General features: G+C 34.3%; 19 protein-coding genes and 3 tRNA genes. 12 read left to right on the plus strand and 10 right to left on the minus strand.

The window, feature by feature from the left end; all coding sequences use genetic code 11:
* Positions 1-341 precede the first annotated feature (341 nt).
* Entirely contained in the window at positions 342-4775 is a 4434-nt protein-coding gene (locus BUA03_RS04015; protein ID WP_066078694.1) for a translocation/assembly module TamB domain-containing protein, read from the minus strand.
* A gap of 199 nt (positions 4776-4974) precedes the next feature.
* Here BUA03_RS04015 and tsaD point away from each other — a divergent pair, with 199 nt between their 5' ends.
* From tsaD to BUA03_RS04055, 8 genes are all read left to right on the plus strand, one after another.
* Positions 4975-5997: a tRNA (adenosine(37)-N6)-threonylcarbamoyltransferase complex transferase subunit TsaD gene (gene tsaD / locus BUA03_RS04020; protein ID WP_066078692.1), complete on the plus strand. Its 1023-nt coding sequence runs from the start codon at positions 4975-4977 to the stop codon at positions 5995-5997.
* Between the two features lie 2 nt (positions 5998-5999).
* Positions 6000-6707 (plus strand): 16S rRNA (uracil(1498)-N(3))-methyltransferase, encoded by a 708-nt coding sequence (locus BUA03_RS04025; protein ID WP_066078690.1) that lies wholly within the window; start codon positions 6000-6002, stop codon positions 6705-6707.
* Between the two features lie 14 nt (positions 6708-6721).
* Positions 6722-7360 (plus strand): DUF4159 domain-containing protein, encoded by a 639-nt coding sequence (locus tag BUA03_RS04030; protein WP_066078687.1) that lies wholly within the window; start codon positions 6722-6724, stop codon positions 7358-7360.
* A gap of 536 nt (positions 7361-7896) precedes the next feature.
* The gene (locus BUA03_RS04035) at positions 7897-8841 is read left to right on the plus strand and encodes a zinc metalloprotease (RefSeq protein ID WP_066078685.1); all 945 of its coding nucleotides are present in this window, start codon (positions 7897-7899) and stop codon (positions 8839-8841) included.
* A 253-nt stretch (positions 8842-9094) separates the two neighbouring features.
* Positions 9095-10042 carry a zinc metalloprotease gene (locus BUA03_RS04040; protein WP_066078682.1) on the plus strand — a complete coding sequence of 316 codons (948 nt, stop codon included), beginning with the start codon at positions 9095-9097 and terminating at the stop codon, positions 10040-10042.
* Between the two features lie 79 nt (positions 10043-10121).
* A complete protein-coding gene (locus BUA03_RS04045) occupies positions 10122-11213 on the plus strand; it encodes an AI-2E family transporter (protein WP_066078679.1) in 1092 nt (363 codons plus the stop codon).
* A gap of 2 nt (positions 11214-11215) precedes the next feature.
* Positions 11216-12397: a class I SAM-dependent methyltransferase gene (locus tag BUA03_RS04050; protein WP_066078677.1), complete on the plus strand. Its 1182-nt coding sequence runs from the start codon at positions 11216-11218 to the stop codon at positions 12395-12397.
* A 1-nt stretch (position 12398) separates the two neighbouring features.
* The gene (locus BUA03_RS04055; protein WP_066078675.1) at positions 12399-12965 is read left to right on the plus strand and encodes a hypothetical protein; all 567 of its coding nucleotides are present in this window, start codon (positions 12399-12401) and stop codon (positions 12963-12965) included.
* A 4-nt stretch (positions 12966-12969) separates the two neighbouring features.
* Here the strand turns inward: BUA03_RS04055 and BUA03_RS04060 are convergent, their stop codons facing one another.
* The 7 genes from BUA03_RS04060 to BUA03_RS04090 form a co-directional block, all read right to left on the minus strand.
* Positions 12970-13629, minus strand: coding sequence for a M15 family metallopeptidase (locus BUA03_RS04060; RefSeq protein WP_066078672.1), 660 nt, complete (start codon positions 13627-13629; stop codon positions 12970-12972).
* A gap of 158 nt (positions 13630-13787) precedes the next feature.
* On the minus strand, positions 13788-14042 hold the full coding sequence (locus BUA03_RS04065; protein WP_066078664.1) for a GIY-YIG nuclease family protein: 255 nt from the start codon (positions 14040-14042) through the stop codon (positions 13788-13790).
* A gap of 259 nt (positions 14043-14301) precedes the next feature.
* Positions 14302-14556 (minus strand): GIY-YIG nuclease family protein, encoded by a 255-nt coding sequence (locus BUA03_RS04070; RefSeq protein ID WP_066078661.1) that lies wholly within the window; start codon positions 14554-14556, stop codon positions 14302-14304.
* Positions 14557-14677: 121 nt separating this feature from the next.
* A complete protein-coding gene (locus tag BUA03_RS04075; protein WP_066078658.1) occupies positions 14678-14932 on the minus strand; it encodes a GIY-YIG nuclease family protein in 255 nt (84 codons plus the stop codon).
* 54 nt (positions 14933-14986) lie between these two features.
* Positions 14987-15060, minus strand: a tRNA-Arg gene (locus BUA03_RS04080).
* 19 nt (positions 15061-15079) lie between these two features.
* A tRNA-Pro gene (locus tag BUA03_RS04085) sits at positions 15080-15154 on the minus strand.
* A gap of 16 nt (positions 15155-15170) precedes the next feature.
* A tRNA-Ser gene (locus BUA03_RS04090) sits at positions 15171-15254 on the minus strand.
* A 228-nt stretch (positions 15255-15482) separates the two neighbouring features.
* Between BUA03_RS04090 and BUA03_RS04095 the strand changes: the two genes are divergently transcribed.
* On the plus strand, positions 15483-16661 hold the full coding sequence (locus BUA03_RS04095; RefSeq protein ID WP_066078931.1) for an acetyl-CoA C-acyltransferase: 1179 nt from the start codon (positions 15483-15485) through the stop codon (positions 16659-16661).
* Between the two features lie 71 nt (positions 16662-16732).
* Positions 16733-17494 (plus strand): C40 family peptidase, encoded by a 762-nt coding sequence (locus tag BUA03_RS04100; protein WP_066078655.1) that lies wholly within the window; start codon positions 16733-16735, stop codon positions 17492-17494.
* 52 nt (positions 17495-17546) lie between these two features.
* Here the strand turns inward: BUA03_RS04100 and BUA03_RS04105 are convergent, their stop codons facing one another.
* A complete protein-coding gene (locus BUA03_RS04105) occupies positions 17547-18818 on the minus strand; it encodes a tetratricopeptide repeat protein (protein WP_066078652.1) in 1272 nt (423 codons plus the stop codon).
* A gap of 46 nt (positions 18819-18864) precedes the next feature.
* Entirely contained in the window at positions 18865-21489 is a 2625-nt protein-coding gene (gene gyrA, locus BUA03_RS04110) for a DNA gyrase subunit A (protein WP_066078649.1), read from the minus strand.
* Between the two features lie 256 nt (positions 21490-21745).
* Between gyrA and BUA03_RS04115 the strand changes: the two genes are divergently transcribed.
* The gene (locus BUA03_RS04115; RefSeq protein WP_066078646.1) at positions 21746-24292 is read left to right on the plus strand and encodes an ATP-dependent Clp protease ATP-binding subunit; all 2547 of its coding nucleotides are present in this window, start codon (positions 21746-21748) and stop codon (positions 24290-24292) included.
* Positions 24293-24429: 137 nt separating this feature from the next.
* Positions 24430-25812, plus strand: a complete 1383-nt coding sequence (gene rimK / locus BUA03_RS04120; RefSeq protein WP_066078643.1) for a 30S ribosomal protein S6--L-glutamate ligase — start codon at positions 24430-24432, stop codon at positions 25810-25812.
* Positions 25813-25867 lie beyond the last annotated feature (55 nt).

A 25867-nucleotide genomic window follows, 5' to 3' on the forward strand; every position in this document is an offset into this window, starting at 1 on the left:
TGGTATGTAGAAGTTATCACTTGATAAAAGCACGAATCTATTTTCCAAAAAAGTACAGTCCTATTTTCACCGTAATGACAACTAAAAATATACCTCACGCCTAACGCCTTGCACGTACACCCAAATAGTTCAAATAGTGAAAAACACCATCCACCAATCACTTTCAAACCTCAGGACAAGTTAACAATAGTGCACCAAAGACCAGATCTAGGAAATTAATTTTTTGTATACACACTCTTCCATTCTGCCTGGTATCACAATTAATGGCTTTATAGGATAGTAAAAGTAGTCAAGAATGAAAGCACATTGTTTTAAATCGAGCAAGAAGCGGCTTTTGAAGGTTAATTTTCCTCAGGAATTAAGCCTTCTTGATTTTTTTTAATTTTTGTAGTAGTGGTTCTCTTAGATTTAGCAAAATTAATGTAGTCTGGCGATAAGTTGGAATCTTGATCTTCGGACGCAGGAGTTGTTACTTTATCAAATTTAAGGTTCTTAAAAATCTTATTTACAAATTCTTTGAACGTATCAAAATCTACCTCATAAGAAACCCCTAAGCCTTGCGTATATCCAATTCCTTGACCAACATAATTAATATCGTTCTCTTTATTAAAAAGTCTTAGATTGAGCGTTCCATCCTGGTTAACTCGAAATAGAACTTCCACATCTCCTACAATAGCAGACTCATTTATTCCTCCAAAAGGAACTCCCAGTTTACCATTAATAGTCACTCTTTCATTGATTTTAGATGAAATTGTGGCAACAAATCTTCCATCAGTTTCTTTTCCAATTCTTCGATCTGCACCAATAAAATTAAGCCCAACCTTAAACTTTTCATCATCTGATTGTATGATTCCGCCTAAAATACTTGAAGCAGTCTCAAATAAACTACCGGAAAAATCAGATTGGTTAACTCCTTCAGGACTTAAGAAACCACCAGAGGATAGCAAATACAAAGCTTGTGTTTGTCTGACATCTTTATCGTTTAGTTTGTATTGAATTTCTGATTTCAATACAGTACTAACTGTTGGAAATTCGATGTTAAAATCGGGCTCCGGACTGGTTAAATCTCCACGGACTCCTATGACAACTTCCACTGGAACTTTTGTATTGAAGGAGGCATTATCTAATAAAACTGCTGGATTTGCTGATGTTTTATAAATGGCCTCTAGGTTTAACTGTGCTTTCATGGGATTACCTTCCCAAGTAATAGACCCTCCCTTTTTTACTTCGAATTTCTTATCAATAAGTCCACCGTATTTAAAATTATAGGTCCCCTCATAAGCCTGAAAATCTCCCCACATATTAAATTTTCCAAGCGTATTAATTTTAAACAGTAACGACCCAAATCCCTTCCCTTTCATTCCGTGACCAGTATTACGATCCAGAATCACTTCTACTTCGGCATCTGGGGTAATATCAAAGTCAAATTCAAGTTCGAGTCCGTTATAATTCCTGGTATTATCAACAATACCATTCTTTAAATTGTATTTTTCTTTAGCGGTAACAAAATGGATAAAGATATTATCACTTACACTCTCCGCATTATTAATGGGGATTTTGACAGCAGTTCCTTTCTCTGATTTAGCCTCTACTTTTATAAACAGAGAATTCGTAGGGCCTTTAATCGTAGCAGTACCATCTATAAAGGCGGTTCCATAATACGCTGCGTCTTCACTATCCTTAGTGTCTAAGGCTAATAATCGCTTGGAATTAATTGTTAAATCTAATTTCCAATCTGAAAAATTATTATGCTCAATATTTCCATTTAAGCTTCCGTTAGTTCCGTATTTAGTATCCGTTAAGGTATTATTTCTAAACAAAAATCGCTCATCTGTTAAATCTATAATTGTATTATCACTTAATCCGTAATCTACATTCAAATAGGGAATGGTTATACCTGCCTTATCTAAGTAAAGGCGACCATTGATATTCGGTTTTTTGAGATTGCCTTCGATGGTAGAATTACCGGAAATTGAACCTCTAATATTAGACAATACTTCTCCGCCAAGCGAGTTTAAAGTGGCAATATTAAATTTTTCGAATTTTAGGTTTAAATCAAGGATTGTCTCTTTATTTACGATTTCAAAACTCCCATTTGCATTAAATGCTTCAAGATTTTCATTTTCTAAATTCGAATTTATAGTAAACTTTTTCAGATTTTCATCTCCTTCTATATCAAAATTTAAAGTTCCCAGAGGGGTTTTATTTACATCTAAATTATCTATAACTATCGAAGCAGTAGGTTGATAAACATCCTTATTCTGCTTAAAATCAACCTCTCCATTTATATTCCCCTGTAAAACAAACTTATTATTCGTAGGAGTAATCTGATTTAGATTGACATCTTTAAAACTCAACTTCAAGTCCTTTATGGTCGTATCCTTAAAAACACCCGCTAATGAAATTGACTGATCTTCATGGGACAGAATTATATTATCGATATTGAAATTTTTAAATGACTTATCAAAAACAATTTGATTATTTGGCGTTTCATTTTCATTTAAAAACCAAAGATAATCCTTGAATTTTACTTCTGATTTGCTAATCCCCACAACATTATTATTATCCTTATTTATCGTATGGTATAAATTCAGATTGTAGTAGTCTTCCGCATTTGGACCGCCTTTAAATTCGGAACGAAAGAATAATGTATCTTTCATCGTAACATTTATCAAACTAAAATCACGTATTTTATAATATTTTGTTTTGATGCTATCCAGCTCAATAAAGGCATTATAAAGAGGGTTTTTGTTGTCAACTGAAACTCTAATATTGTCAAATGTTGTATTTGATGCTTTAATTTGAGGCGAATCAAAGTTGAGTTTGAATTCCTGATTATCTGAATTGATATTTCCTTTGACAATAGTATTAGCCCCGATAGAAATTTCAGGATAAAATATTTCTATTATTTTATTATAGATCGAAAAATTAAACTTGAGAAACTGTCCTTTTTTAACCTTGTTTGGCTTAAAATTAGTGTATAGACTTCCCAAAGAATTTTTTACTAAATTTTCAAGTTGATTGAATTCATATTTACCCACAATTTCTCCTTGTACAATATCTGGAGAATTTACAGTTATTGTTCGTATCCTATTTTGATCAAAAACAGAATTTATGGTAAAATCATCAAAATTATAGGTGTCTTTCGCATTTTGATAAGAGGTTTTGTTGATATACACATTTCCTTGAAAATTCTCTATGTTATTTCCTGAAGCCTGAACCACAACATCACCCCTAAATACAGAAACCGAGTCTTGTATTAACTTCAGCTTGTTCAAATCTGCATTTTCAACAATGATATGAAAATCATAGCGACTGTCTTTTTTGCTTAAATCCAATAAACCATCAAATGTCATAGTCAAATTGGGGTCATTAATTTCTATTTGACCTTTATAATTCGGACTTTCTAACGTTCCATTAACCACGATATTAGTATAATTATACGTATTGTACTCAATTTGACTAATATCCCCTTTTATGGCAGTTTTTAAATATTTTTGTTTAAAACCCTTTCCGTCTACATCAATATTTAAACTTACCCGACCAACTTCTTTTTGATCCAATAAGGTTCCAATGTCAAAATTTTCTAAAATTACATTTCCTAAATAGGAAGCTTTATCAATTACGTCGATATTTTGAATGGCTAATTTTGAAGTTACTTTTCCTAATGCAGTGCTCATAGAAAAATCTGCTTCTACTGCGGTAGTGGAGACATTGGAAGTACCTGAAGCTGAAAATCTTCCTAGTTTTTTTAGGGACGTTGGCAATTTATTGCCCAAAATATTAGGCAGAATTACAATCAAATCCTCGTAGCTGGAGGTTAATTTATCAAATTTGGCATACATGGAAAATTTTTGCCCCTTTTTAGCAAAAAGATTTTTAAAATTAATATCTCCAATTATTTGGGTCTTTCGATCATCTACTAATTCCAGATCTTTAAATTTCAAGTCGTTAAGTGTACCTTTAATACTTGCCTTAACGTAAAAATGTTGGTTTTTACCAACTTCTTTATAAAAATAACGAATATCGTTTGAAGCTATAGAGGCCGAATTCAATTTGATATCAAAAAGAACTTTATCAGTAAAATTAGAGAAATCTTCTATTTTATAATTCAATAAAACCGTTCCTACTAAGGTGGATTCTTTTGTTAATAAGTCTAAATTTTCGAGCTTTATATTTTTTTTTGAGTAGGTAAATTCTGATTTTAAATTTTTAACATACAAACCTCTAAAATCAAGAAAAGACATCTTATTGATATTGGTTGTAACATCGGGACCAAATATTTTAAAATCGGTTACAGAAGCATTTAGTTTTGTAAAATCCAATTCTTTTGGAATCTCTCGATTTTCATCGGTTAACATGAAATGTCCAGAAAAAATTTGAAGTTTATTTGCTTTAAGCAAAAATTTTCTACTCGACGGCTTTCCAGTTTCAAATGCTTTAATGAATTTATCAAGATTTGACTCTTTTTCGTTTTTATAGGTTTTTAAATTAAAAAGTAACCCATTCAAATCCAATCCATCAAAAATTAAATCACCATCCAATAATTTTTTTCCTTCTAGAATAGTTGTTGCTATTCTTTTTGAATAAATTAAAGTGTCTTTACGATGATCGCGAATCAATACATTTTTAAATTTTATTCCTCCAAAAACCGAAATTGCAACCCCATCAATAGCAATATTTGTCCCAAAGTCTTTATTAATACTATTTGTAAAATAACGAGCAATTCTAGTTTGAACGGTGGGCAAAGTGAGTGCGATAGCAAGAACTAACAAAAGTAGGATTAGCCCAAGCAGGGAACGAAGTACTATTTTTACAACTTTTTTGATACCTATTTACTATTTAAATTTTTCACTATTGTATTTTGCCTTTAGAATCGGGGCCCTTTGATAAAAATTCTTTAATTTTGTCCTTTGACAAAATATTTTTTCTATTATTGACCCGTCAAATGTAATTCAAAATTTGTGCCTTTTTATGCAAAATTCCGAGGTTTTTATTCTTGCCATCGAAAGTTCCTGTGACGATACTGCCGCTGCCGTTTTACACAACGATAAAGTACTGTCAAATGTTGTGGCCAATCAGCTCATCCATACTCAATATGGCGGAGTAGTTCCTGAATTAGCCTCCCGTGCACATCAGCAAAATATCGTTCCTGTAGTTGCTGCCGCGCTCCGCAAAGCAAATATACAAAAAGAACAGTTATCAGCAATTGCGTTTACGCAAGGTCCAGGGCTAATGGGATCACTTTTAGTAGGCAGCTCTTTTGCCAAATCAATGGCCTTAGCACTGCAAGTTCCGTTGATTGCCGTTAACCACATGCAAGCTCATGTTTTAGCTCATTTCATAGAGGAAGAAGGCTATCAAAAACCTAGCTTCCCCTTTCTAGCCTTGACGATTAGCGGCGGACATACTCAAATTATTAAAGTGGATCACTTTTTTGATATGACTGTTATAGGCGAGACAACGGATGACGCCGTTGGTGAAGCGTTTGATAAAAGTGCCAAAATTTTAGGTCTGCCCTATCCAGGTGGTCCTTTAATTGATAAATACGCACAAGTAGGAAATCCAAAAGCTTTCGTGTTTACAAAACCTAAAGTTCCAGGTTTAGACTTTAGTTTTTCAGGATTAAAAACCGCTATTTTATATTTTATACAGAAGAAAAAAGTAGAAAATCCAAATTTCATTGCAGAAAACCGAGATGATATTTGCGCCTCTATTCAACATACAATCATTGAAATTTTGATGGATAAATTAAAAATGGCTGTGAGAGAAACAGGAATAACTCAAATCGCAATTGGCGGAGGAGTTTCTGCCAACTCAGGAATCCGAAAAACTTTAAAAGAGGCTGAGACCAAATACGGATGGAAAACCTTCATTCCTAAATTTGAATATACCACCGATAATGCTGCAATGATTGGAATTGTAGGTTATCAAAAATTTTTAACTCACACATTTGAAACTTCAGCTGTTGTTTCTAAAGCAAGAATACAACTATAATTATGCAATTATTTTACAGTCCAACTATTACTGAATCTACTGAAATTTTTTCTTTTGACAAAGAAGAGAGCAAACACATCATTAAAGTACTGCGTAAAAAAGATACTGACATACTTCATGTTACCAATGGTTTAGGTTTTTTATTTAAAACTGAAATCACCTTAGCCTCAGACAGTAAATGCACGGTAAAAATTATTTCATTTGAAAAAACACCTCCATCAAAATTTAGATTACACTTGGCGGTTGCTCCTACTAAAATGAACGATCGTTTCGAATGGTTTTTAGAAAAAGCCACCGAAATTGGTATACATGAAATTACCCCAATCATTTGTGATCATTCCGAACGAAAAGTTATCAATATCGAACGATTTGATAAAATCCTATTGGCAGCAATGAAGCAATCCAATGAAGTATATCTTCCAAAATTGAACAATGCCGTCACTTTCAAGGAATTTATTAGCCTTAAACAAGAAGGTTTAAAAATGATTGCACATTGCGAAGAGACAGACAAAAGAACTTTAAAATCAGTTTTGAAACCCAATCAAGAGCTAACCATGCTTATAGGTCCTGAAGGCGATTTTTCAGAAAAAGAAATCGCATTGGCACTTGATAATGACTTTACTCCTGTTTCATTAGGCAATACAAGATTACGAACGGAAACGGCGGCCATCGTTGCCTGTCACAGCGTAGTCTTTATCAACGAAGAATAACGGATTAAACCTCTATGAAAAAAATATTTTATTTTCTGATACTAGTGTCTATACCCTCTTTTTCACAAGAAATTGCTTTAGTAAAATACAGTGGCGGTGGTGATTGGTATGCCAACCCAACATCACTCCCCAACTTGATAAAATATTGTAATACCAATATTAACACCCGCATAAAATTAAAGCCCGCCACTGTAGAACCCAGTAGTCCTGATTTATTTTCGTATCCTTATGTTCACATGACGGGTCATGGAAATGTTGTTTTTAGCGATGCAGATATAAGTAACCTTAAAAATTATTTGCTAGCGGGTGGATTTCTACATATTGATGATAATTACGGAATGGATCAATTTATTAAAAAAGAAATAAGAAAGATATTCCCAAACAACAACCTAGTAGAAATTCCTGCTAACCATATAATTTTTCAAAAACCATATTCGTTTCCAAATGGATTGCCAAAAATACATGAGCACGATGGTAAACGACCACAGGCTTTTGGTATTTTTATCAAGGAAAAACTCGTTTTACTTTACACCTATGAATGTGACTTAGGAGATGGCTGGGAAGATCCTGAAGTAAATAATGACCCAAAAGATATTCGTGAAAAAGCTTTAAAAATGGGTGCCAATATTATTAGTTATCTCTTTACTAATTAGGCGTTATTTTATTCGCTCCCCAATTCTTCACTTCCTTTACAGTACTGATTTTTCTGGTTGTTACCGCCAAAACATTCAATGCTTTAGGATCACTTTTAATACCTCTATTTTAACATTTATTTTAGAGAAAGATCCTTTTTGATCTAGTTATAATCAAAGAGTTATCAGACAAATCAAGTATCAAGATCCCCTGAAATGCAAGCCCCATGGCTAATTCTGTCTAGCAAAATGTGGAATTAAGTATACAATCTTATTGTTATTTTTTTTGAAAATTAGTATTTTTTAAACTAGTTTAACAAAAAAAGGTATAATTACTTCCATAAAAAACTAAAAAATAGAAGTTTGTTTACATTAAAATCAAAATGAACTATCAGAAAATACTTTGAAACAAAAATATTTAATATTACGGAAACCCGTAAAATGAAAGGATTAGAAATTATTTTTAAAATAAAACAACCATTAATTTTTTTTGTGAAATAATTGTTATAGAATTGTGAAATAATTAACCAAATCTATTAATTTATAACAAATTTAGTATGAAAAAAATTCTTTTATCTGCAGCAGCATTAGTAATGCTTTTCTCTTGTCAAAACGACACGACAGAAACAGCTCCAGAAACCAGCGCTGTAGCAAAACGTGGTTGTGCGTCACAAGAAGTTCTTGCAGCACAAATGAAAGCAGATCCAACCTTAGCTTTAAGAATGAGCAAAATCGAAGCTTTTACTGAAAAAGCAATGCTATCTGGACGTTTAGTAAACGGCAATGTAGAAATTCCAGTTGTAGTAAACGTGTTGTACAGAACAGCCGCAGAAAATATATCTTTAGCTCAAATTCAATCTCAAATAGACGTTTTAAACGAAGATTTTAATGCTACTAATTCCGATTTTAGCGCTACTCCAGCCTTATTCTCTGGTGTTGCTGCCAATGTTGGAATTACATTTGTACTACAAAACGTCGTAAGAAAATCAACAAGAACAACTTCTTTCTCAACAAATGATGCGATGAAAAGCGCTAGTAAAGGAATCGCACCAACGACACCTGCCACAGTATTAAACATGTGGTCTTGTAATTTGGGAGGTGGTATTCTTGGTTATGCTCAATTTCCTGGAGGATCATCTGCAACGGATGGAGTAGTTATGGATAATAATGCATTTGGCCGTACTGGTACAGTTTCTGGGGTTTATAACTTAGGAAGAACAGCTACGCACGAGGTGGGTCACTGGATGAATTTACGTCACATTTGGGGTGATGCAAACTGCGGAAGCGATTTAGTTTCTGATACTCCAACGCACGATACTGCTAACTATGGTGTTCCAGCTTACCCTCATTACAGCACTTGTACAGGTACTCCGGTAGAAATGACAATGAACTATATGGATTACACTGATGATCGAGGAATGTATATGTTTACTAATGGTCAAAAATCAAGGATGGCTGCAATTTTTGTTTCAGGTGGCGCAAGAGCAGGTTTCGGAATATAATTTTCTTTCAAACATTATAAAAAGAGGTGACACTAATAGTCACCTCTTTTTATTGATAAATAAGGTCCTTTCTTATTTACCCAATTATAAAGCATCTCAAATAGTGTAAATCTTAATTCAGTAGCCGTTCCGCATTTATTAATTCCTGAGCTGTCGTATTTACAATTAGCATCCCAAAGCTACAATTTTAACATATTTTCTAAATTCCTTTTTAAATAATTAACCAAATCTATTAATTTATATCAAATTTATTATGAAAAAAATTCTTTTATCTGCTGTAGCATTATTGATGCTTTTTTCTTGTCAAAATGACACAACAGAAAGTACTCCATCAGCAGACGCCATTGCAAAACGTGGATGTGCTTCTCAAGAGGTTCTAGCAGCCCAATTGAAAGCAAATCCTTCTTTAGCGTTAAGAATGAACGAAATTGAAGCATTCACACAAAAATCAATATTGACAGGCCGTTTAGTAAACGGAAAAGTTCAAATTCCGGTTGTAGTGAATGTTCTTTACAGAACAACTGCTGAAAATATTTCCTTGGCACAAATTCAATCCCAAATTGATGTTTTAAATCAAGATTTTAACGCAGCAAATTCGGATTTTAATCAAGTTCCTTCATTATTTGCAGGTGTAAAAGCGAACGTAGGAATCTCTTTTGTACTAGAAGCTGTTTATAGAAAAGCTACTACAAAAACCTCTTGGGGTACTAACGACGCTATGAAAATTGCTTCTCAAGGCGGAATTGCTCCAACTTCTCCAACTACAAAGATGAACCTTTGGGCTTGTACTATTGGTGGTGGAATCTTAGGTTATGCCCAATTTCCAGGTGGATCTTCTTCTACTGATGGTGTTGTAATTGATTCTAAATATTTAGGAAATACTGGTACAGCTGCATATCCTTTCAACTTAGGAAGAACTGCAACTCATGAGGTAGGACACTGGATGAACTTACGCCATATTTGGGGTGATGCGACTTGTGGTAGTGATTTAGTTTCTGATACACCTACTCACAATGCAGCAAATTCTGGAGTTCCAGCTTATCCAAGTTACAGTACTTGTTCTGGCAATCCAGTAGAAATGACAATGAATTACATGGATTATACTGATGATAGAGGAATGTATATGTTCTCTAACGGACAAAAATCAAGAATGGCTGCAGTTTTTGTTTCTGGTGGATCAAGAGCAAGTTTCAGATTATAATTTTTTAGTTTTTTTAAGAATTCAAAACTCGCTATTTGTTAGCGAGTTTTTTTTTATATTTACCAACTAAAAATAAAAAATGATTACATCAAAAACGATTTCCAACGGTATTTTGAGAGCACTATTAACTTTAGCTTTCTGCGGTTTAATTTTATTGTTTTTTTATCAAATTCAATCCGTATTAATTTATTTAGTGGTATCGTTTATAATGACCTTGATTGGAAATCCCATTTTAGACTTTTTTAAAAGACGGCTAAAATTCAATCATATCTTTGCTACAATAGTAGTTTTATTTATTTTTATATTAATAATCTTCGGCTTTATTATGATGTTTGTCCCGCTGGTTTTATCGCAGGGACAAAATCTTTCCTTACTAAACACAGTAGAAATTGAAAAAGACATTGTCCAATTAATTGAGCAAATAAGTGTTTTCCTTGACAGCCATCAGATTGATTCTGCACAACTTTTAAAGGAGGCTAACGTAACCTCTAAAGTTAACTTTAATTTCATACCTAATTTTTTAAACACGATCTTAAATACCATTAGTAGCTTGGGCGTAGCGTTAGGATCCATCTTATTTATCACTTTTTTCTTTTTAAAAGACCGATTGATGTTTATTGTCGGTGCCAAAAAATTAATTCCAAATAGCCATGAAGATCAAATCTTACATTCTTTAGATAAAATAAACCACTTGTTGTCGCGCTATTTTATTGGCTTATTGCTTCAATTATTCATTGTATTCCTTCTATATATGATTGTACTGTTTATTTTTGGAGTACCCAATGCGGTTGTTATTGCCTTTCTATGTGCTGTATTAAACATTATTCCCTATATCGGACCCTTAATCGCTTCGGTGCTAGCAGCAATTTTGACGATGCTAAGTAATTTGGGAAGTGATTTTCAATCTGAAATTTTACCAACAACAATATACGTTTTAATCGGTTTTTGGGTTGTACAAATAATTGACAATAATTTTTCTCAGCCTATCATTTTTTCTAAAAGTGTAAGTTCGCACCCTCTGGAAATTTTCCTCATAATTCTTATTGCCGGTTTCCTTTTCGGAATTCTTGGAATGGTAGTAGCAGTTCCTATTTACACAATAATCAAAGTCATTGGTAAAGAATTCTTCCCAGAAAATAAAATAATCATGTTATTGACCAAAGATATTTAACTGTGGACGCAGCGCTATTAAATCCAGAAATACAAGCATTTATAAAAGATAATATTGGTGCAAACATAGCAAAGTTAGCATTACAAAAAAATCCATTTCCAGAGTCCAATTGGATTGCTGTTTTGAGCCAAATTGAAGCAAAGACAAAAGCAAAAAACAAATTGCCCACTTGGTTTGAAACCAAAAATATAATTTATCCAAGTAAAATTTCGATAGAACAAACTTCATCTGAAACAACCGCTTCCTATAAAGCCTCCATTGTTTCAGGAAAATGTCTAATTGATTTAACTGGAGGTTTTGGAGTAGACGATTTGTATTTTGCAAAAAAGATCGAAAAAGTGTCCCATTGCGAAATTAATCCAGCATTATCTGCCATAGTACAACATAATTTTAAACAATTAAATATTTCCAACATTACTTGCTATTCCGCAGATAGTATGGATATTTTAAAAACTTTAAAAACCACGTGGGATTGGATTTATATTGATCCGTCTAGGAGAAATGATTCAAAAGGAAAAGTATTCATGCTCAAAGATTGTTTGCCAAATGTTCCAGAAAATCTAGCTTTTTATTTTAAAAATTCGAATGCGATTTTAATAAAGACAGCACCACTTCTTGATATTTCAGCTGGATTATCTGAATTGCAACATGTAAAAACGGTCCATATTATTGCTGTTGACAATGAGGTAAAAGAATTATTATGGGAATTACACAACTCATTTTCTGGGAATTTAAGCATCAAAACCCGCAACATTTCAAAGGATAAAACGGAGCTATTTGATTTTGTTCTAAATGAAAGTTACGAAATCACACCCTATAGCCTACCCCAAACGTATTTGTACGAACCCAATAGTGCGATCATGAAATCAGGTGGATTTGATGCACTAGGCACCTTTTACAACTTAAATAAATTACACAAACATTCGCATTTATATACGGCTACCAAATTAATATCCTTTCCAGGGCGTGTTTTCGTAATTGAGAAAATAGTGCCATACAACAAAATGGAAATGAAAAACTATTTAGAAAAGAGTCAAGCGAATATCACAACCCGTAATTTCCCGGATAGCGTAGAAAGCATTCGGAAAAAATGGAAAATCAAAGATGGAGGAAAGAACTACTGTTTTTTTACAACTGATTTAAATAATCATAAAATAGTTTTAATTTGTACCAAAATAATATAAAATGAAACACTTGCTCCTTGTAGCCTTATTTCTTTTCAGCTACAGTCTATTTGCTCAAAAACCTTGTGATTACAGCGCTAACGTCACTGACTCCATTGGAACTTACAAATCAACCAAGGAATACCTGATTAGTGAAAAAAATTTTGCTGGAAAGTCTAGTTATATTTTTTATTCCCTTGCGTTAACAGATGGCCTGCCAACATTAAGCATACAACTCATCCAAAAAAGCAAAGATTTTATGAAAGTGAATTGTTTTGATAAAAATTCTAAATTATTTTTACAATTAAATAATGGAAAAATAATTACATTGCTACATGTTGATCAAGAAAATTGCGGAACGCTATTGCGCGATGATAAAGGTTTTGATAACAGAATTAATTCTGGCGTTTTCATGTTTATGAAAGGCAGTTTCGAAGAATTAAAAAACGCTCCCGTTTCCATGATGCGTATTAAATACTTGACCGACACAGAAGACTACATTTTAAAAAAAGAGTTTAAATCGGAATTGACAAATGAAGTATACAATCCGGAAACCTATTTCATTAATTACCTACACTGTATAGAATAAGATTCTATTTGCAATCCCATTTAGCATTAGATACTTTATCATTCAAACCTGACTTCAAATTGTAATGCCACCATTCGGAATCAAAAGAATCGAAGCCACTAGTGGCCATAAGGGTTTTTAATAGTATTCTATTTTGTTTTACTGCTTTTGAAACATTCGGATAGGGATGACTTGCTTCGATTCCAAAAAAATCGAATGTAGTCCCCATATCGAGCTCTGTACCGCTACTATCTACCAAAGTAATATCTACTGCTCCTCCTCTATTATGAATAGAACCCTTGGCAGGATTTGCTACATATTTTGGATTCGAAACTATAGTCCACATTTTCTTTTGAATATCCAAAGGGCGGTAACAATCAAAAATTTTGATCTTATACCCTTTTTCTATAAATTTTTTATTGGCTTCAATGAGTGCCTTTACCGTTTTTAATCTTAAAAAACATTCCGCACAGTCGTACACTTTTGTCTTTAGAAAATTATCCGCTGTTGCGTACTTCATATCATAAACAAAATCACTGCTGTACTCTTTTAAATTTACAAATGTGGTATCATTACTTCTTGAACTATTTGTTTCCAGTTTATCAGAGAAAATGGCTTGCGACTTACAAGAAGCGAAACAAAAAAAGATACAAAAAGGGACGAAAAGTTTGAAGTACGAAAGCATACGGTCTATTTTTTATAAAAATACCATAAAATAAGGAATTTCAGGAACTATAAAAACAAAAAAACCGATACTAGTAAACGTATCGGTTTAAAATGAAGGCAGAAGGGTTCGAACCTTCGACCGTCCCGATTAAAAATCGGGATGGTATAGGCAACTGGCTAATGGTTTGATTCTTGAATCATTTTTTCAAGCCTTTTTCTGCTTTTCCATTTTTTAACGGCCAATTCTCTTTTATATGCTAATAATTTTGTTTCAAATTCTTCATGATAAACTATTACCCAATCTATTGCTTTAGAAGTAAATCCAGCATGATTAGATACATGTTTACGCAAGCGCTCTTGCAAACTTTCGGAAGAGTGACCAATGTAATACTGATTTAGTGCTGCTGAATATAAAATGTAGAAATAATTCATAGCTTTTTCGATAGGTATTAAACCAAAAAACCTACTCTTTTAAGTGGGTTATTGTGAAGGCAGAAGGAATAAATGCGGACTGTTGATTTGCGTATTTTTTGCACTTTAGAAATAACGATGCTGTTTTGGGACTGTAAATGTGCGCATTAAAAAGTAGTAAAAACAAAAAACCCACTGATATCAGTGGGTTTTTGTGAAGGCAGAAGGATTCGAACCTTCGACCGTCCCGATTAAAAATCGGGATGCTATATGCAACTGGCTAATGGTCTGATTCTTGAATCATTTTTTCAAGCTTTTTTCTGCTTTTCCATTTTTTAACCTCCAATTCTCTTTTATATGCTAAGGATTTTGTTTCAAATTCTTCATGATAAACTATTATACAATCTTTTGACTTTGAAGTAAATCCAGCATGATTAGATAAATGTTTACGCAAGCGCTCTTGTAAACTTTCGGAAGTATGACCAATGTAATATTGATTTAGTGCTGCTGAATATAAAATGTAGAAATAATTCATAGCTTTTTCGATATGTATTAAACCAAAAAACCCACTGATATCAGTGGGTTTTTAAGTGAAGGCAGAAGGATTCGAACCTTCGACCGTCCCGATTAAAAATCGGGATGCTATATGCAACTGGCTATTTGTTTGATTCTTGAATCATTTTTTCAAGCCTTTTTCTGCTTTTCCATTTTTTAACCTCCAATTCTCTTTTATATGCTAATGAATTTGTTTCAAATTCTTCATGATAAACTATTATCCAATCTTTTGACTTTGAAGTAAATCCAGCATGATTAGATAAATGTTTACGCAAGCGCTCTTGCAAACTTTCGGAAGTATGACCAATGTAAAATTGATTTAGTGCTGCTGAATATAAAATGTAGAAATAATTCATAGCTTTTTCGATAGGTATTAAACCAAAAAACCCACTGTGATCAGTGGGTTATTGTGAAGGCAGAAGGATTCGAACCTTCGACCGCCTGCTTAGAAGGCAGGTGCTCTATCCAGCTGAGCTATGCCTCCATTGCTCGTGTAAAAAAAGTCGGGGTGGCAGGATTCGAACCTGCGGCCTCCTGCTCCCAAAGCAGGCGCGATAACCGAGCTACGCTACACCCCGAAAAAAAATTATAAAGCGGAGGGACAGGGACTCGAACCCTGGCACCGATTGCTCGGTGACAGTTTAGCAAACTGCTCCATTACCACTCTGGCACCCCTCCAAGCTCAAGGAAACGTGTCCTGTTTTGCGGTTGCAAATTTAAGACATCTTTAGACTTCTCACAACTATTTGAAGCCTTTTTTTTAATCTTTTTTGCCGTTTTTTCAAAAACACTTCACAATCAAACAAATAGAAGAGAAATAAATATAAAAAAGATAATGTCCTTATCAAAATATGAAATTGTTTAAAAAAGATTAAATTTGCTTCATAAACCAACATTATGAAAGTCATGAACAAAAGAGTTGTTATCGTTTCTGCCGTTAGAACACCTATCGGAAGTTTTATGGGGGGATTATCTACTGTCACTGCTCCTAGATTAGGCGCAATCGCTATTAAAGGCGCTTTGGACAAAATAAATTTAGATCCAAATTTAGTTGATGAAGTATTTATGGGCAACGTAGTTCAAGCGGGCGTAGGTCAAGCTCCTGCTCGTCAAGCCGCTATATTTGCAGGATTACCAAATACTGTGGCCTGCACCACAATAAATAAAGTATGTGCTTCTGGAATGAAAGCAGTCATGTTAGGCGCGCAAGCCATTCAATGTGGTGATGCCGAAATTGTAGTAGCAGGTGGAATGGAAAACATGAGTTTAATTCCACATTACATGCATTTGAGAAATGGGACAAAGTTTGGACCAGCAAGCATGATTGACGGAATGCAGCGAGACGGATTGTCTGATGCCTATGACAACAATGCAATGGGCGTGTGTGCCGACTTATGTGCATCGGAATATAATTATACCAGAGAAGACCAGGATAAGGCCGCAATTCAATCGTATGAGCGTAGCGCTAAAGCATGGAAAGAGGGAAAATTTGATAATGAAGTTGTTCCCGTTGCTGTTCCTCAAAGAAAAGGAGATCCAATTATCGTTTCTGTGGATGAAGAATTTACAAACGTAAAAATTGATAAAATACCCTCTTTAAATCCGGCATTTACAAAAGAAGGAACGGTGACTGCGGCTAATTCATCGACGATTAACGACGGGGCTGCTGCAGTAATTTTGATGAGCGAAGAAAAAGCACTTGCCTTAGGTTTGAAGCCTTTAGCATACATCAAAGGATATGCAGACGCCGCTCAAGAACCGAAGTGGTTCACTACAAGCCCTTCAAAAGCAATTCCAAAAGCTTTAGAAAAAGCAGGAATAACGATTGGAGATGTTGATTATTTCGAATTTAACGAAGCTTTTGCGGTTGTAGGTTTAGCTAACTCTAAAATTTTAGGCTTAAATAGTAGCAAAGTAAATGTAAATGGAGGTGCTGTATCCTTAGGTCATCCTCTAGGTTGTTCCGGAGTGCGAATCATTGTCACATTGCTTAACGTTTTAGAACAAAATAATGGAAGTATCGGCGCTGCTGCAATTTGCAATGGTGGTGGTGGTGCTTCAGCAATTGTTATTGAAAGAATTTAATTAATTATGAGTTATGAGTTATACGTTTTGATACGTATAACTCTTAACTCTTACCTCATACCTCAACATACATGTTTGGAATTTGTAATCTAGCAATGATACCGCTTCGGGTTGAACCAAGTGATAAAAGCGAAATTGTTTCTCAAGTTTTGTTTGGCGAACATTTCGAAATTTTAGAACAACTCAAGCAGTGGTCTTTTATCAAAATGCAATATGATGGTTATGAAGGCTGGGTTGACTCTAAACAATATCAATTAATTTCTGTATCAAGTTTTACTCAATTATCCACAGAAGCTATTATTCTAAATGCTGATTTAATAGAATACATAACGGCGCCATCCAATTTATTGATTCCAATTCCTCTCGGTTCTTCGGTATCGTTTATTAATAATCACGAAATTAATACGTCCAATTTTGATTTTGAGGGAACTAAAACAAGTGGAGAAAAGGCAAAAGAGAACCTTATTAAATCTGCCTTTATGTATTTGAATGCTCCTTACCTATGGGGAGGAAAAACTCCTTTTGGTATTGATTGTTCAGGATTTACTCAAATGGTATATAAATTGAATGGATACAAATTACTTCGTGATGCATCCCAACAATCAACTCAGGGAGAAGCTTTAAGTTTTATTGAAGAAAGTGAAGCAGGAGACTTAGCTTTTTTTGATAACGAGGAAGGCAAAATTATTCACGTAGGCATTATAATGGACGATAATTACATCATTCATGCCAGCGGTAAAGTTCGCGTGGATCGATTGGATCATTTGGGAATTTTTAATGCAGAGACAAATAAACACACTCATAAATTACGAGTTATTAAAAAGATTATATAAAAAAACCTATCTAGACTCTAGATAGGTTTTTTCATTAACACTATAATTTAATTTACTGAATCTTAGCTTTCAGCGCTTTGTATTCTGCTGTCATTTCCAACGCACTATAAACGCCTAAAAGTGTTTTAGAAACATCTGAGTTTTTAGGATCTAATTCTACTGCTTTTTGAAGATAAGGAATAGCACTTTTAAACAAATCTTCTCTCTTCTTTTTCAAATCATCATAACGCTTCATATCCTTAGTAGAAGTTCCAAGTTTATTCATTTCATCAATAATGACTTTTTCATTTTCTAATTTCAAAGCAGATAAATTAATATAGGCGTTGATGTATTGTGGATTGATTTCAATAACTCTCTTGTAATATTTCTCGGCATCAGGAACGTTTTTAGCATTCGCACTTATCACTCCTAAGTTAAAAACTAAATCAGCGTCATTAGGATTTTTTTCTAAAACTGCAGCGATAAGCTTTTTGTACATTTCAAAATCTTTAGTTTCCAAGTAAAGGTTAGCCTCTGTCAAAATCAAAGAAGTATCTTCTGGATTTGCTTTTCTAGCTTCGGAAATAGCTTTTTTAGCTTCTTCTGTTTTGCCTTTTTCTACTAAAATCAAAGCCATATTTTTATAAATCTCTCCTCTTTTGGAAGAAATAGCTTCAGTTCTTGGTTTTTCATGCGTTCCTAACTTCACCATTCTGTCTCTTTCTGCAGCAGTAGCAAAAAAATCTTCTTGGCTTGTTAATTTATTCACCGCAAAGTAACTAGTCCCTTGTCCAGAATAGTTCAAGTTTTTTAAATTATCATATAACTCAAGTGCTTTGTCATATTCATTTGCATTTACATAAGTAGAAGCTGCATAATATAAATTGATCGTGTCTTTTTTATCTAACAGGTAAGCGTCATATAATTTTTTTGCACTGTCTGAATGCTTATCAATTTTTGAATCTGCAATTGCGCCATTGATCAATTTGAATTTAATATCCGTAATTGAAGCTGCTGCTTGCGTTGAGTATTTCACTTTTCCAGAAATTTTCTCCACCCCAATTAAATCTTGATATGCTTTTGCAGCTAGTGAAAGATTGGTATTGGCATCAACATTCTTGTTGGCTAAATCCAATAAAGCATTTCCTTTTACAAAGAAAAACTGAGCCTTTTCAGCATCTGTTGCGGCAGCTATTAAGGACTCTGCTTCCATTAAAATAGTTGCTGCCTCTTGAGATTTACCGCCTTTCATCGCTTTTTCAGCTGCCTTAATTTGGTCTTTCTGAGCAAAAGTAGCTACTGATATCAATAACGCTGATGCTAGTAATACATATTTACTTTTCATAATATTCTGTGTTAATTTAATACTTATTTTACTTTTCTATTTTAATTTATGCTTCATCATCTGAATCGTCCTCGTCACTATCGTCATCAAGTTCTTCTTCATTTTCAGAGTCCTCTTCTTCTTCATCCTCTTCAGAACCTTCCTCTTCAAGAACTTCTAATACAGGCTTAACTCTTTCAATAGCTTCCGTTTCAATAACATTACCTTCCTCGTCTACAACCACTTCGGCCACATCGTCCTTCATGACTTTTGTAACTGCTGCAATTGAATCATTTCCTTTGATGTTAATCAATTTCACTCCTTGCGTAGCACGACCCATCACTCTCAAATCTTCAACAGCCATTCTAATAGTCAATCCAGATTTGTTGATAATCATTAAATCATCTGCATCTGTAACTGAATTTATAGAAATTAGCTTACCTGTTTTCTCGGTAATATTTAAGGTTTTAACCCCTTTACCACCACGATTTGTAATTCTGTATTCATCAAGGCTAGAACGTTTACCGAAACCATTTTCAGCTACAACTAATATTTCACTGCTCATATCGTTTACAGTAACCATGCCAATAACTTCATCAGTATCGTCCTTCAGAGTAATTCCACGAACTCCTGAAGCTGTTCTTCCCATTGGACGGGTTTTAGTTTCTTCAAAGCGAACTAATTTACCTGATTTTACAGCCAGTATAATTTGGCTTTCACCATTTGTTAATTTGGCTTCCAATAATTCATCGCCCTCCTTAATCGTAATTGCAGCAACACCATTTACTCTAGGTTTAGAATATTTCTCTAAAGATGTTTTCTTAACCTGACCTTTCTTGGTCACCATAATTAAATTATGACTATTGATATAATCTTTATCTTTTAAATCTTGGGTACAAATAAAAGCTTTCACTTTATCATCACTTTCGATGTTTACCAAGTTTTGAATTGCTCTACCTTTAGCGGTTTTACTTCCTTCTGGTATTTCATAAACACGCATCCAGAAACATTTTCCTTTTTGAGTAAAAAACATCATATATTGGTGATTTGTAGCTACAAACATGTGCTCTAAGAAATCTTGATCTCTTGTTCCTGCACTTTTTTGCCCTACTCCTCCTCTATTTTGAGTTTTATATTCTGTTAGGTTTGTACGTTTGATATAGCCTGCATGAGAAATAGTAATGACTACGTTCTCATCAGCGATTAAATCTTCGATACTAACATCTCCGCCAGAATATTCAATTTGAGAACGACGAGCGTCTCCATATTTATCTCTAATTTCAGTAAGTTCTTCTTTAATCAAAGCAATTCTCAAATTTACATCTGCTAATAAAGCTTTCAAATGCTCAATTAACTTCATAATTTCATCGTATTCCGTTCTTAACTTATCTTGTTCCAGACCTGTTAATTGACGCAAACGCATTTCAACTATAGCACGAGATTGAATATCCGACAAATTGAATCTTTCGATTAATTTCTCTCTTGCTTCTTCGGTACTTTTCGACGCTTTGATTAACGCAATTACTTCGTCAATATTATCTGACGCGATAATCAAACCTTCTAATATATGCGCTCTTGCTTCCGCCTTTTTCAATTCAAATTGCGTTCTACGAGTCACTACATCATGACGGTGCTCGATAAAATAGTGAATCAAATCTTTCAGATTCAACATTTGTGGACGCCCTTTTACAATTGCAATATTGTTTACACTAAAAGAAGATTGCAATTGAGTAAACTTATAAAGTGTGTTTAAAACCACATTTGGCGTTGCATCACGTTTCAAAATATAAACGATACGCATCCCGTTTCTATCTGATTCATCTCGGATATTTGCAATTCCTTCGATCTTTTTATCATTGACCAAATCAGCGGTACGCTTAATCATATCCGCTTTATTGACTTGATAAGGGATTTCGGTAACAATAATACATTCCCGACCTTCCACTTCTTCAAAACCAACCTTGGCGCGCATTACAATTCTACCTCTACCTGTTTTGAAAGCCTCACGCACACCTTCATATCCGTATATAATTCCACCAGTAGGAAAATCTGGGGCTTTAATATGGGTCATCAACTCGTCAATCTCGATATCATTATTATCCATGAAGGCTAACGTACCGTTAATTACCTCAGTTAAGTTGTGAGGAGGCATATTCGTAGCCATACCTACTGCAATTCCCGTTGCTCCATTTATTAATAAAGTAGGAACACGTGTCGGCATCACTGTTGGCTCTTCAAGCGTATCATCAAAATTTAATTTAAAATCAACCGTTTCTTTGTCAATGTCAGCTAAAATCTCCTCAGAAATCTTTCGCATTCGAGCTTCAGTATAACGCATAGCTGCAGGACTATCTCCATCTACAGATCCAAAATTACCCTGACCATCGATCAACAAATAACGCATACTCCATTCTTGAGCCATACGAACCATGGCATCATAAACAGAGGTATCACCGTGTGGGTGATATTTACCCAAAACTTCTCCAACAATTCTTGCGGACTTTTTATGGGCTGATCTTGAGTTAACACCCAAATCATGCATTCCAAATAGTACTCTTCGATGTACTGGTTTCAAGCCATCTCTAACATCTGGAAGTGCTCTTGATACAATAACCGACATCGAATAATCGATATAGGCTGTTTTCATTTCATCTTCTATGTTAATAGGAATTAACTTTTCTCCTTCAGACATAAGTTGTTATATTAAATAATTATATTAGTTTCAAAACGTGCCAATATACGCTTTTTTGAAATTTTTAAACCACTTTCAAAACACTTATTTTAATGATTTATCAACAAAATAAACTTGCCCTTTAGTTAATAATTTAAGGGAAATTTAACTCTTATATTAGTATAAATTTTGTCTCTTAGCTGACTCGACTACTTATAGGAATGGTTTTTGTTTTTCTATCACTAATTCACTAAATTTACGATATCAAATATATATTATGGATGATAATTTTTCACCAAGAGTAAAAGACGTTATAACCTACAGTAAAGAGGAAGCTTTGCGTCTGGGTCATGATTTCATAGGCACAGAACACTTAATGCTTGGAATTCTAAGAGACGGCAACGGAAAAGCTATTCAAATATTGAATAATCTAGACGTTGATTTAGATCATTTACGTAGAAAAGTAGAGATTCTAAGCCCAGCAAGTCCCGGGGTAGAAGTAAACGTTGAAAAGAAAAACCTGCACTTGACACGTCAAGCTGAACGAGCATTAAAAACTACTTTTCTGGAAGCTAAAGTATTTCAAAGCACCTCTATCAGCACCGCGCATTTATTATTGTGCATATTAAGAAACGAAAACGATCCAACAACCAAGCTATTGAATAAACTCAAAATTGATTATGACATAGCTAAAGAACAATATTTAAACATGACTCCAAGCGAAGAAGAATTTATAGAAAAATTGCCACGAAATGAATCTTACAATGACGATTCAGGACAAGATGACAGTCTAAAAGAAGGTGCTTTTAACAACCCAGCCAACAAATCCAACAAAAAATCTAAAACTCCGGTTTTGGATAATTTTGGCCGAGATTTAACGGAAATGGCCGAAGAGGGGAAATTAGATCCTGTTGTAGGACGGGAGAAAGAAATTGAGCGCGTTTCTCAAATTTTGAGCCGTCGCAAAAAAAATAATCCCTTACTTATAGGAGAACCCGGAGTTGGGAAATCAGCCATTGCCGAAGGTTTAGCCCTGCGAATCATTCAGAAAAAAGTTTCGCGCACCTTGTTTAATAAACGTGTCGTTACTTTAGATCTCGCCAGTCTTGTAGCTGGAACTAAATACCGTGGACAATTTGAAGAACGAATGAAAGCAGTAATGAATGAACTGGAAAAGAATGACGATATCATTCTCTTTATTGATGAAATTCACACTATTGTGGGCGCTGGTGGTGCAACAGGATCTTTGGATGCATCCAATATGTTTAAACCGGCATTAGCTCGTGGAGAAATTCAATGTATCGGTGCAACAACATTAGATGAATACCGTCAATATATAGAAAAAGACGGTGCCTTAGAAAGACGTTTTCAAAAGATAATTGTAGAACCAACATCGGTTGCCGAAACGATTACTATTTTGCATAATATTAAAAACAAATACGAAGATCACCACAATGTTACCTACTCCGAAGAGGCAATAGAAGCGTGTGTAAAATTAACGGACAGGTACATGTCAGATCGTTTCTTGCCAGACAAAGCTATTGATGCCTTAGATGAAGCGGGCTCTAGAGTGCACATTACCAATATTGAAGTTCCTAAACAAATTTTAGATCTGGAACGTCAACTTGAAGAGGTACGAGAATTAAAAAATGTTGTAGTCAAAAAACAAAAATACGAAGAGGCTGCCAAACTTCGTGATGATGAGAAACGCATTGAAAAAGACTTGGCAATTGCTCAGGAACAATGGGAAGAAGATGCCAAAAACAACCGAATTGAAGTTACTGAAGACAATGTTGCCGATGTAGTTTCGATGATGAGTGGTATTCCTGTAAATCGTATTGCTCAAACAGAAAGTAACAAACTTGCCAAATTACCAGAACTTATTGAAGGAAAAGTAATTGGACAAAGAGAAGCTGTAATGAAAATTGCTCGTTCCATCCAAAGAAATCGTGCGGGATTAAAAGATCCGAATCGACCAATTGGTTCTTTTATTTTCTTGGGACAAACCGGTGTTGGTAAAACTCAATTAGCCAAAGTACTCGCCAAAGAATTATTCGATTCTGAAGATGCTTTGATTCGAATTGACATGAGTGAATACATGGAAAAATTTGCAATCTCTCGCTTAGTTGGAGCGCCTCCGGGATACGTAGGATATGAAGAAGGTGGTCAATTAACAGAGAAAGTTCGCAGAAAACCTTATTGTGTAGTATTATTGGATGAGATAGAAAAAGCCCATCCTGATGTGTTTAACATGTTACTACAAGTACTGGATGATGGTTATTTAACAGATAGTTTAGGCCGAAAAATTGATTTCAAAAACACTATAATTATTATGACTTCTAATGTTGGAGCCCGACAATTAAAAGATTTTGGTCAAGGTGTTGGTTTTGGAACTGCTGCTAAAGTAGCTCAGGCTGATGACAACTCAAAAAGCATCATTGAGAACGCATTGAAAAAAACTTTTGCACCGGAATTCTTAAATAGAATTGATGATGTGATTGTATTTAATGCTTTAGAAAAACATGATATTGATTTAATTATTGAAATTGAATTAAAAAAATTATATGCTCGTGTAGCGGAACTAGGATATCAATTAAACCTTTCAGATAAAGCCAAAGCATTCATCGCCGATAAAGGTTTCGATAGACAATTTGGCGCCAGACCATTAAAAAGAGCCATTCAAAAATATGTTGAAGACGCACTTGCTGAAGAAATTATTACTTCTAAAATTGGCTCTGGAGATGAAATTTTTATGGATATTGAAGAAGGAGCTCAAGAACTAACAGTACAAGTTCACAAAGCTGGCGAACCAACTAATCTATAACTTTAGTTAAAAACAATTCCTTTAAACCCGTTACGTTTATATAACCTAACGGGTTTATTCTTTATGGTAAATACCCGTTTTTTGAAAACAAATATTTACATTTGGATTATATAAAATAGGTCAAATAAAATTAATTTATGTCAGATAATAAAGTTATTCTAGGGAGTGAAGAGTGGTGCTCTTTTCCAGAATTAGGAATTCCCACTATAAAAGCTCGGGTAGATTCTGGTGCAAAAACATCAGCATTACATGCTATAAACATCGCTCCGTTTATTAAAAATGAAAGCAATTGGGTGAAATTTGACATCAATCCAATACAAAATAATTTAAAAACAGTCATTCATTGCGAAGCACCATTAATTGACAAACGAATTGTAAAAAGTTCTAGTGGTTTTCGCGAGCAGCGTTATGTGATACAGACTAATCTACAAATTGGAAGCTCACAATGGCCTATCGAAATGACACTAACCAATCGAGATTCCATGGGTTTTAGAATGCTATTAGGTCGGGAGGCCATGAGCGGAAGAGTTCTGGTTGATCCGGAACAAAAATACCTATTGGGGCAACCTACATCTGACATCCTAAAAGAACTTTATAAAAATTCTGAAAAAGCAAGTTCTGGTTTGCGCATCGGACTTTTAGCCAGTAATCCTGAATTGTACAGCAACAAGCGTATTATGGAAGCTGGTGAAATGCGGGGACACGAAATGCACTTTCTGAATATTAAGGAGTGCTATATGAAACTGGATGCAAAAACACCAGAAATTCATTACCGTGGCGGTAAAATATTAAATCAATTTGATGCCATTATACCAAGAATCAGACCTAGTATAACCTTTTATGGTTGCGCACTAACCCGACAATTTGAGGCATTAAAGGTATATTGCTTGAATTCATCGAACGCAATTACACAGTCGCGCGATAAGTTGTATTCGTTACAATTATTGCTAAATCACGGAGTAGAAATCCCAACGACTGGTTTTGCTAATTCTCCTTTGGATACCGATGATTTGATAAAAATGGTAGGAGGTTCTCCTTTAATTGTAAAATTACTAGAAGGAACACAAGGTAAAGGAGTAGTTCTTGCCGAAACAAAAAAAGCTGCAGAAAGTGTTATTAACGCATTCAAAAGCCTTAATGCTAATATATTAGTTCAGGAATTCATCAAAGAAGCGAACGGAAAAGACATTCGTTGTTTTGTAATAGATGGAAAAGTAGTTGCCGCTATTCAACGGGAAGCGATGCCCGGCGAATTCAGAGCGAACATTCATTTAGGAGGAACTGCATCTGTGATAAAAGTAACCGCAGAGGAAAAACGTATTGCTATCAAAGCAACAAAAGCGATGGACTTAAAAGTAGCAGGTGTAGATATTATTCGTTCCGCAAAAGGACCATTATTATTAGAAGTAAATTCATCACCAGGACTAGAAGGAATCGAAGGAGCGACAAACAAGGATATAGCTGGGGAAATGATCAAGGCAATTGAAAAAAATTTCAAACAAAAGATAGATCTTAAATAACAAATAATCCCGCATCAGACTCTTTAAAAACTCTTTCAGTATACTAAAGCAGTCG

This window comes from Flavobacterium fryxellicola, assembly GCF_900143245.1.
In the GTDB taxonomy this organism is placed as follows: Bacteria; Bacteroidota; Bacteroidia; order Flavobacteriales; family Flavobacteriaceae; genus Flavobacterium; species Flavobacterium fryxellicola.